Genomic DNA, 9383 nt, shown 5'->3' on the forward strand with positions numbered 1-9383 from the left:
CCCCTTCGCAGCGCTCACCGCTGTGAAGGAGGCCTTCACGGACGCCGGACGCCGGACGCCGGACGCCGGACGCCGGACGCCGGACGCCGGACGCCGGACGCCGGGCGCCGGACGCCGGGCGCCGGACGCCCGCCGGGATCAGCCGCGCAGGTGATCGCCGCCGCTGAAGTAGTCGTCATCGTCGACCGGCAACGACTCGGCGCGCCGCGGCGAGCGGCGCGGCGAATCCGGAGCGGGACGGCTCGGCGGCGCCGGACGGGACGGCGGGGACGGCGGGGGCGGCGGCGCCGCGGCCTCGTCGTCGGCGAGCGGATCGGCGTAGTAGTCCTCGTCCGCCACGGGCCGCGGCCGCGCGGGCGGGGCAGGCGGCGCGGGTGGTGCCGAAGCCGGAGGCAGCGGTGGCGGCTCCCGGTGCGTGTCGGCGGGGGGAGCGGGCGGTGCCGGGGGAGCGGCCTGCGACGGGGTCGTGAGCGGGCCGGAGAGCGGGTCGCCGGACGAGCCGCCGCTGCGGGCCTCGATCACCTCGTCCAGCGTGGCGCCCTCTTCGAATGCCTTGAACGTCTCGCGGGCGCCGCCGAGTTTCGCTTCGGCCAGCTTGCGGACGTCCGGATCGGTGAACGCGCGCCCCTCCGCGACGTCCTTCCAGGACAGTTCGCCCGCATCCACCTTGCGCTTGATGAGCCGCAGTTCGGCGGGCGCGTCGGGCTTCGACGCGGCCGCCTTCAGCGCCGCCTCCTTCTCCGGGGAGGAGCTGAGATCGGCGGGCGGGATCTGGATCTTGTCGATCTCCGCGAGCCGCTCGCGGGACTTCGCCAGCGAACGGTCCAAATTGGACTCAGCCTCGCGGATCTCCTTCGTCTTCCACGAATCTTCCGGTGCCACACCGGACGGTGAAGTCATCGCTCTCTCCTACTTGCGCCTGGGCCGTGGCGCCGGTTTCGACGGCGGCTTGCGGCACGTGTGGGGGGCACCCGGCCGCAGTTGCGCGCCGCACCGGGGGCACCGGTCCTTGCGACGGCAGTCCGGGCAGATGTGGGAGGAACCCCAGTCGCCTTCCTTGCCGCACTTGGCGCACCTGCTGGTGGGCGGTTGCCGTTGACGGTCGCACCGCGGGCACTTGCCGTTCTCGTCGAGCGGGCCGTCGCACCGCTTGCACCTGGGGTTGACCGGCTTGGCCTTGGTGTCGCACTTGGGGCATTTGCCCTTGTCGTCGAGCGGGCCGCCGCACCGCTTGCATTTCTCTTCGGTCCGCGGCGGCTTTTCGTCCGAACCGGACGGTGTCGTCGGTTCCTCACGGCGTTCCGGGGGCGAGTCGTCGCCACCACGGGGCTGGGGCGGTGGATCGTCCCCACCGCCATCGCTGGAAGGGGCGGTGTCACCGGGTTTGTCGCCGCCGCCAGTGATGATGTCCTTGATCTGCTTCAGCTGGGAGCCGATGTTCTGGATCGACTCCCACAGCTGCTGGACCCGGCTGATGATGTCCTTGATCATCTCGATCACGTCGAGGATCAGGTTCAGCAGCTGGAACGCCCGCCAGATCGTGGTCGTCTCGGCGATCCAGCCCGCGACCGGGACGCACGCCTTGGCGGCGATCTCGATGAGCGTGTCGATGAGCTTCGCCAGCAGGTCCAAGGCCTTCGCGGCGAGCTTGCGCGAGCCGTCGGCCAGCGCGTCGAAGCCCTTCCCGATGGCCTGGGCGATCCCGGCCTCGGCCATCAGCGCGACGCGCCAGCCGACGTTCACATAGGCCTGATGGGCCGTCGAGGACGGGCCTTCCCAGTGCTCGCCGACGATCTCGGCGTTGCGCACCATCGTCTCGGAGAACTGCTTCATGGCGTCCGAGATGGTCCGCCACGCCTCGGCGTCCGCGGCGATCTTGGTGAAGTCGCCGGTGATCGGCTTGATCACGAGGTCGATCAGGCTGTGCCCGGCGATCTTCTGGAACACCCAGTCGACCGCCTGGACCTTGATGTCGGCGTCGGCCAGCAGCGCCTTGATGTCCCCGGACGCGTCGGTGGCGGGCGGCTCCAGCAGGGCGATGACGTCGCTGCCGTCGTCGAGGCCGTAGGCGCCTTGCCCGCCCGAGGGCGTCGTCGGCGCGTCGGAGGAGTCCCCGCCCGGCGCCGAGGGCGAATCGTCCTTGGGGTCCTCGTCGCGCTTTTTCTTGTCTTCCTTGCCCTTCTTGTCCTCGTCCTCGTGCCCGCGCTTGCGGTCCGGCTTCTCCTCGTCGTGGCCGGGACGCTGCTGCCGGTGCTCCGGATCCTGGTGCGGCTGCCCGGGCTTCGGATGTCCCGGTGCGGGATGCTGACCCGGCTTCCCGTGCCCGGGCGTGGTGTGTCCCGGGCCTCCATGGTGCTTGGCCATGGACCCCCTCCTCGAATGTGCTTAGTAGACCGGTTCGTGTGAGCGGCGGGACGGGCCGTCCTCCGGCGAGGCGGAGATCTGCTTGTCCAGCTCCCGCAACAGGGCTTCGAGGCGCTTCACGACGCTGTCCTCGTGCTCCTGGTAGCGCTTCGCGGCCTCGGTGATGCCCGCGGCCATGGACGCCAGGCGCTCGTGCCCGAACTTGAGCGTCTCGTCGTAGAGCGAGCCCACCAGGTCGACCAGCGGCTGCAGCACCATGAACAGCCCGGTGAAGCCGGATTTGTCGCACGCGGTGGTGTGCATGTACTCGCTGATGCTGGTGATGACGGAATGCAGCGCCTCGAGGTTCTCGGCGTAGGCGCGCAGCACCTCCGGGTCGATCCGGACGGGCTTGCCGCCCCCGCCGCGTCCACCGCCCCTGGTTGGTCTGCTGGTCATGAAGAATCCCCTCGTGTTCTCCCGTTCACCCGACCGCGTGGGCGAACCGGTCCGGGGACACTATGGCATCAGGCGATCACCGCTCGTGGGCGGTTCGGGGAAATCGCTGATCGTGACGACGGGGAAGCGCGGAGTACGGACGCTGTTCCGAGCGGGCGAACGCGGCGAGGGCACAGTAAACTCCGCGTGGATCCGCAGGACATATACTTAGCGGAACCAACTACCGTGACGCCATCAGGAACTATGTCGTTCCACGCAGCCAGATCGTTACCGTCCATCGCCGTTCGGGGCACTCCGAACAGATGCCGGCATGTTTCCTAGGTGTTAAAGTCGCGTCAACGAGCGGGCCATCGTCGTCCCGTGCGCACCATTCGGCCGGTTTTCCGGCCATCGCACGACGACGAAGGAGGTCCTTCATGATCTTCTCCGCCATTCCCGGCAAGCAGGGTCTTTACGATCCGGAGACCGAGCAGGACTCCTGCGGTGTGGCCATGGTGGCCGACATCCGCGGGCGCCGTTCGCACGGCATCGTCACCGACGGTCTCTCCGCGCTGACCAACCTCGATCACCGCGGCGCCGCGGGCGCCGAGCCCACCAGTGGCGACGGCGCGGGCATCCTGCTGCAGCTGCCCGACGAGCTGCTGCGGGCCGAGGCGGGCTTCGCGCTGCCGGAACCGGACGGAACGGGGCAGCACCGCTACGCGGCGGGCATCGCCTTCCTGCCCGCGGACGCCGATCAGCGCCGCAAGGCCGTGGCGCTGGTGGAACGGACAGCCGCCGAAGAGGGGCTGGACGTGCTCGGCTGGCGCGAGGTGCCGGTCGATCCCGACAAGGCCGAACTCGGGCCGACGGCCCGCTCGGTGATGCCGCACTTCTCGATGCTGTTCGTCGCGGACCACGGCGCCGCCACGTCCGGGCTCGAACTCGACCGCCTGGCCTTCTGCCTGCGCAAGCGTGTCGAGCACGAGAGCCGGAACGCCGACTGCGGCACATACTTCCCGTCGCTGTCCTCGCGCACCATCGTCTACAAAGGCATGGTCACCCCGGAGCAGCTGCCCGCGTTCTTCGCCGACCTCACCGACGAGCGGCTGGTGAGCGCGATCGCGCTGGTGCACTCGCGGTTCTCCACCAACACCTTCCCGTCGTGGCCGCTGGCGCACCCGTTCCGGTTCGTCGCGCACAACGGCGAGATCAACACGATCCGCGGCAACCGCAACCGCATGCGGGCGCGGGAGGCGCTGCTCGAATCGGACCTCATCCCCGGCGACCTGACCCGGCTGTTCCCGATCTGCTCGGCCGACGCGTCGGACTCCGCGTCGTTCGACGAGGTCCTGGAACTGCTGCATCTCGGCGGCCGGACGCTGCCGCACGCGGTGCTGATGATGATCCCGGAGGCGTGGGAAAACCACGCGACCATGGACGACGAGCGCCGCGCGTTCTACAAGTTCCACGCGAGCCTGATGGAGCCGTGGGACGGCCCCGCCTGCGTCACCTTCACCGACGGCAGCCTGGTCGGCGCGGTGCTGGATCGCAACGGCCTGCGCCCGGCCCGCTGGTGGCGTACCGCCGACGACCGTGTCGTGCTGGCCAGCGAGGCGGGCGTGCTCGACGTCGCGCCCGCGGACGTCGTCGCGAAGGGACGGCTCAAGCCGGGCCGGATGTTCCTGGTCGACACCGTCGCCGGCCGGATCGTGGACGACGACGAGATCAAATCGGAGCTGGCCCGCGAACTCCCGTACGAGGGCTGGCTGCACGCCGGGCTGCTCAAGATCGCCGAGCTGCCCGACCGCGACCACGTCGTGCAGAGCCACGATTCCGTGCTGCGGCGCCAGCTTTCCTTCGGCTACACCGAAGAGGAACTGAAGATCCTGCTCGCCCCGATGGCCGCCAAGGGCGCCGAGCCGATCGGGTCGATGGGCTCGGACACCCCGCCCGCGGTGCTGTCGAAGCGGTCGCGGCTGCTCTACGACTACTTCAAGCAGAACTTCGCGCAGGTCACCAACCCGCCGCTGGACGCGATCCGCGAGGAGCTCGTCACCTGCATGGCGCGGATCATGGGCCCGGAGCGGAACCTGCTCACGCCGGGGCCGGCGTCCTGCCGCCACATCAAGCTGCCGTATCCGGTGATCGACAACGACGAGCTGGCGAAGCTCATCCACATCAACGACGACGGGGACCTCCCCGGCTTCGCCTGCAGTGTCCTTTCCGGACTGTACGAAGTGGACGGTGGTGCGGAAGCGCTTGCCGACGCGATCGAGCGTGTCCGGCGCGAGGCGTCCGAGGCCATCGCGGCCGGGGCGCGCACGCTGGTGCTGTCCGACCGCGACTCGGACCACCGGATGGCGCCGATCCCGTCGCTGCTGCTGGTCTCCTCGGTGCACCACCATCTGGTGCGTACCAAGGAAAGGCTGCGTGTCGCGCTGGTCGTCGAGACCGGGGACGCGCGCGAGGTGCACCACATCGCGCTCCTGCTCGGCTACGGTGCCGCCGCGGTCAACCCGTACCTGGCCTTCGAGACGATCGAGGACATGATCAGCCAGGGTGCGGTGACCGGGATCGAATCGGGCAAGGCGATCCGGAACTACGTGCAGGCGCTCGTCAAGGGTGTCCTCAAGATCATGTCCAAGATGGGCATCTCCACCGTCGGCGCCTACACCGCCGCGCAGGTCTTCGAATCCCTTGGGCTGCACCAGGATCTGCTCGACGAGTACTTCACCGGGACGTCCTCGAAGCTCGGCGGCGTCGGCCTCGGCGTGCTCGCCGAGGAGGTCGCGGTCCGGCATCGCCGCGCCTACCCGGAAAACCCGACCGACCGTGTCCACCGTGGACTCGACACCGGCGGCGAGTACGCTTACCGCCGCGAGGGCGAGCTGCACCTGTTCACCCCGGAGACGGTGTTCCTGCTCCAGCACGCGTCCAAGACCGGCCGCGAAGAGGTGTACCGCAAGTACTCCGACGAGGTGCACCGGCTCTACCGCGAGGGCGGCGCGCTGCGCGGGCTGTTCTCCTTCCGTGCCGGTGAACGCACCCCGGTACCGATCGAGGAGGTCGAATCGGCCGAGTCGATCCTCCGGCGGTTCAACACCGGCGCGATGTCGTACGGCTCGATCTCGGCAGAATCGCACGAGACGCTCGCCATCGCGATGAACCAGATCGGCGGCCGCTCCAACACTGGCGAGGGCGGCGAGGATCCGGAACGGCTCTACGACCCGCGCCGCCGCAGCGCCATCAAGCAGGTCGCGAGTGGACGGTTCGGGGTCACCAGCGAGTACCTCGTCAACGCCGACGACATCCAGATCAAGATGGCGCAGGGCGCGAAGCCCGGCGAGGGCGGCCAGCTGCCGCCGAACAAGGTGTATCCGTGGATCGCGCGGACCCGGCACTCCACGCCGGGCGTCGGGTTGATCTCGCCGCCGCCGCACCACGACATCTACTCCATCGAGGATCTGGCCCAGCTGATCCACGACCTCAAGAACGCCAACGAGCAGGCCCGCATTCACGTGAAGCTGGTGTCCTCGCTCGGGGTCGGCACGGTCGCGGCGGGGGTGTCCAAGGCACACGCCGACGTCGTGCTCATTTCGGGCCACGACGGCGGCACCGGCGCCTCGCCGATGAACTCGCTCAAGCACGCCGGGACGCCGTGGGAGATCGGGCTCGCCGAAACGCAGCAGACGTTGCTGCTCAACGGTTTGCGCGACCGGATCACGGTGCAGGTGGACGGCGCGATGAAGACCGGGCGCGACGTCGTCATCGCGGCGCTGCTCGGCGCCGAGGAGTACGGCTTCGCGACGGCCCCGCTCGTCGTCGCGGGCTGCGTCATGATGCGGGTGTGCCATTTGGACACCTGCCCGGTCGGGATCGCCACCCAGAGCCCCGAGCTGCGTAAGCGCTACACCGGCCAGGCCGAGCACGTGGTGAACTTCTTCCGGTTCGTCGCCGAAGAGGTACGGGAAACCCTTGCGGCACTGGGCTTCCGCACCCTCGACGAGGCGATCGGGCACGCCGAGATGCTGGACACCGACGCCGCCGTCGAGCACTGGAAGGCCTCGGGCCTCGACCTCGCGCCGATCTTCGAGATGCCGACCGAAACCCCTTACGGCGGCGCGAAGCGGCGCACCAGGGGACAGGACCACGGCCTGGAACACGCGCTGGACCGCACGCTCATCCAGCTCGCCGAGGCGGCACTGGAGGACGCGCACCCGGTACGGCTGGAGCTGCCGGTGCGCAACGTGAACCGGACCGTCGGCACGCTGCTCGGCTCGGAGATCACCCGCCGCTACGGCGGCGAGGGCCTGCCCGAGGACACGATCCACGTCCTGCTCACCGGTTCGGCCGGGCAGTCGCTCGGCGCGTTCCTGCCGCGTGGCATCACCCTCGACATGGTCGGCGATGCGAACGACTACGTCGGAAAGGGACTTTCCGGTGGGCGGATCGTCGTCCGGCCCGATCCGTCGGCCCCGTTCGCGGCCGAGCGGCAGACCATCGCGGGCAACACCCTGGCCTACGGCGCCACCAGCGGCGAGATGTTCCTGCGTGGTCAGGTCGGCGAACGCTTCTGCGTGCGCAATTCGGGCGCGCTGGTCGTCGCCGAGGGCGTCGGCGATCACGCCTTCGAGTACATGACCGGTGGTCAGGCCGTGGTGCTCGGGCCGACGGGACGCAACCTCGCGGCCGGGATGTCCGGCGGGGTCGCGTACGTGCTCGACATCGACCGGGGCAAGGTCAACCAGGACATGGTGGATCTGCTCAAACCGGGCGCGGACGATCTCGCCTGGCTCAAGAAGACCGTGCAGAAACACTACGATCTCACCCGGTCCGCGGTGGCGGCGTCGCTGCTGGGCGACTGGCCGCGGCGGTCGGCGGCGTTCACCAAGGTGATGCCGCGGGACTACCAGCGGGTGATGGATGCGGCGAAGGCGGCGAAGGCTTCGGGTCGCAATGTGGATGAGGCGATCATGGAGGCGGCTCGTGGCTGACCCTAATGGTTTTCTGAAGTATCGCAGGGAAGAGCCCGCAAAGAAGTCCAAAGAGGACAGGCTCGCGTCGTGGGGCGAGGTCTACGCGGACCTCGATTCCGGGGAACGCAACGAACAGGTGCGGACGCAGGCTTCGCGGTGTATGGACTGCGGCATCCCGTTCTGTCATTCGGGCGGTTCCGGCTGTCCGCTGGGCAACCTGATCCCGGAGTGGAACGACCTGGTCCGCCGCGGTGACTGGTCCGCCGCGAGCGATCGGCTGCACGCGACCAACAACTTCCCCGAGTTCACCGGGAAGCTGTGCCCGGCGCCGTGCGAGGCGGGCTGCGTGCTGTCGATCTCGCCGCTTTCGGGCGGGCCGGTGGCGATCAAGCGCGTCGAGGCCACGATCGCCGACCAGTCCTGGGAAGCCGGGTACGTGCAGCCGCAGGTGTCCGAAGTGGCCAGTGGGCAGCGGGTGGCCGTGGTCGGTTCCGGGCCCGCGGGGCTCGCCGCCGCCCAGCAGCTGACCCGCGCCGGCCACGAGGTCACCGTGTTCGAGCGGGACGACCGGCTCGGCGGGCTGCTGCGCTACGGCATCCCCGAGTTCAAGATGGAGAAGAAGGTCCTCGACCGGCGGCTGGCGCAGCTGAAGAAGGAGGGCACCAAGTTCGTCACCGGCTGCGAGGTCGGCGTCGATCTGACGGTGGAGGAACTGCGCGCGCAGTACGACGCCGTGGTGCTCGCCGTCGGTGCCCTGCGTGGCCGGGACGACACGACGACGCCCGGCCGTGAGCTGTCCGGGATCCACCTGGCGATGGAGCACCTGGTGCCCGCCAACCGGTACGTCGAGGGCGACGGGCCGTCGCCGATCGACGCCGAGGGCAAGCACGTCGTGATCATCGGCGGTGGCGACACCGGCGCCGACTCGTACGGCACCGCGACGCGTCAGGGCGCGCTTTCGGTGACCCAGCTGGACCAGTACCCGATCCCACCGTCCACAAGGGACGACGACCGCTCGCCGTGGCCGACCTGGCCGTACATCCTGCGCACCTACCCCGCGCACGAGGAGGCGGGCGAGCGGAAGTTCGCCGTCGCGGTCAAGCGGTTCGTCGGGGACGACGAAGGCCGCGTCAAGGCCGTCGAGCTGCAGCACGTGCGGGTGCACAAGGATCCCGGAACCGGGCGGCGCGAGGTCGTCCCGGTCGGCGACGAGGTCGAGACGCTGCCCGCCGATCTGGTGCTGCTGGCGATCGGCTTCGAGGGCGTCGAGGAAATGCCGTTGCTGGACGGGCTCGGCCTCGACCTTTCCCGGCGCGGGACGCTGTCCTGCGGTGCCGACTGGCAGACGTCGGCGCCGGGCGTGTTCGTCTGCGGCGACGCGCACCGCGGCGCGTCGCTGGTGGTGTGGGCGATCGCGGAGGGTCGCTCGGTGGCCCACGCCGTCGACGCCTACCTGACCGGCGCGTCGGACCTGCCCGCCCCGGTGCACCCGACCGCCCTGCCACTGGCCGTCGTGTGACGTGAGCTGAAGGGGGGTGGTTGGGGTGCGGGGGGGGGGGTAGGGGGACCGCGGGGGCGGCGGGTGGGGTCAGTGACCCGGACCCCGCGCCTGGCCCGGCGGGG

5 protein-coding genes are annotated in these 9383 nt (G+C 69.8%); 2 read left to right on the forward strand and 3 right to left on the reverse strand.

Annotated features, from left to right (window positions below; translation table 11 throughout):
* Positions 1-138: 138 nt before the first annotated feature.
* Genes ACFWX1_RS38790 through ACFWX1_RS38800 form a run of 3 tightly spaced genes read right to left on the reverse strand, consistent with a single transcriptional unit; the run spans position 139 to position 2802 of the window.
* Entirely contained in the window at positions 139-900 is a 762-nt protein-coding gene (locus ACFWX1_RS38790; protein WP_378394838.1) for a hypothetical protein, read from the reverse strand.
* Between the two features lie 9 nt (positions 901-909).
* Positions 910-2364, reverse strand: a complete 1455-nt coding sequence (locus ACFWX1_RS38795; protein ID WP_378394839.1) for a hypothetical protein — start codon at positions 2362-2364, stop codon at positions 910-912.
* 21 nt (positions 2365-2385) lie between these two features.
* Complete coding sequence (locus ACFWX1_RS38800; RefSeq protein WP_378394840.1) at positions 2386-2802, reverse strand: hypothetical protein; 417 nt, start codon at positions 2800-2802, stop codon at positions 2386-2388.
* Between the two features lie 416 nt (positions 2803-3218).
* Here ACFWX1_RS38800 and gltB point away from each other — a divergent pair, with 416 nt between their 5' ends.
* Both gltB and ACFWX1_RS38810 read left to right on the forward strand, forming a co-directional pair.
* Positions 3219-7778, forward strand: coding sequence for a glutamate synthase large subunit (gene gltB / locus ACFWX1_RS38805; protein ID WP_378394841.1), 4560 nt, complete (start codon positions 3219-3221; stop codon positions 7776-7778).
* Positions 7771-9279: a glutamate synthase subunit beta gene (locus ACFWX1_RS38810; protein WP_378394842.1), complete on the forward strand. Its 1509-nt coding sequence runs from the start codon at positions 7771-7773 to the stop codon at positions 9277-9279. The genes gltB and ACFWX1_RS38810 overlap by 8 nt, the downstream gene beginning before the upstream one ends.
* The last annotated feature ends 104 nt before the right edge of the window (positions 9280-9383 follow it).

This window comes from Amycolatopsis sp. NPDC059021 (assembly GCF_042739895.1).
Classification (GTDB): domain Bacteria; phylum Actinomycetota; class Actinomycetes; order Mycobacteriales; family Pseudonocardiaceae; genus Amycolatopsis.

Excerpts from the sequence above, each read along its gene's own strand:
- ACFWX1_RS38800 (WP_378394840.1), bottom strand. The coding sequence starts at position 2,802 with ATGACCAGCAGACCAACCAGGGGCGGTGGACGCGGCGGGGGCGGCAAG.
- gltB (WP_378394841.1), top strand. The coding sequence starts at position 3,219 with ATGATCTTCTCCGCCATTCCCGGCAAGCAGGGTCTTTACGATCCGGAG.
- ACFWX1_RS38795 (WP_378394839.1), bottom strand. The coding sequence starts at position 2,364 with ATGGCCAAGCACCATGGAGGCCCGGGACACACCACGCCCGGGCACGGG.
- ACFWX1_RS38790 (WP_378394838.1), bottom strand. The coding sequence starts at position 900 with ATGACTTCACCGTCCGGTGTGGCACCGGAAGATTCGTGGAAGACGAAG.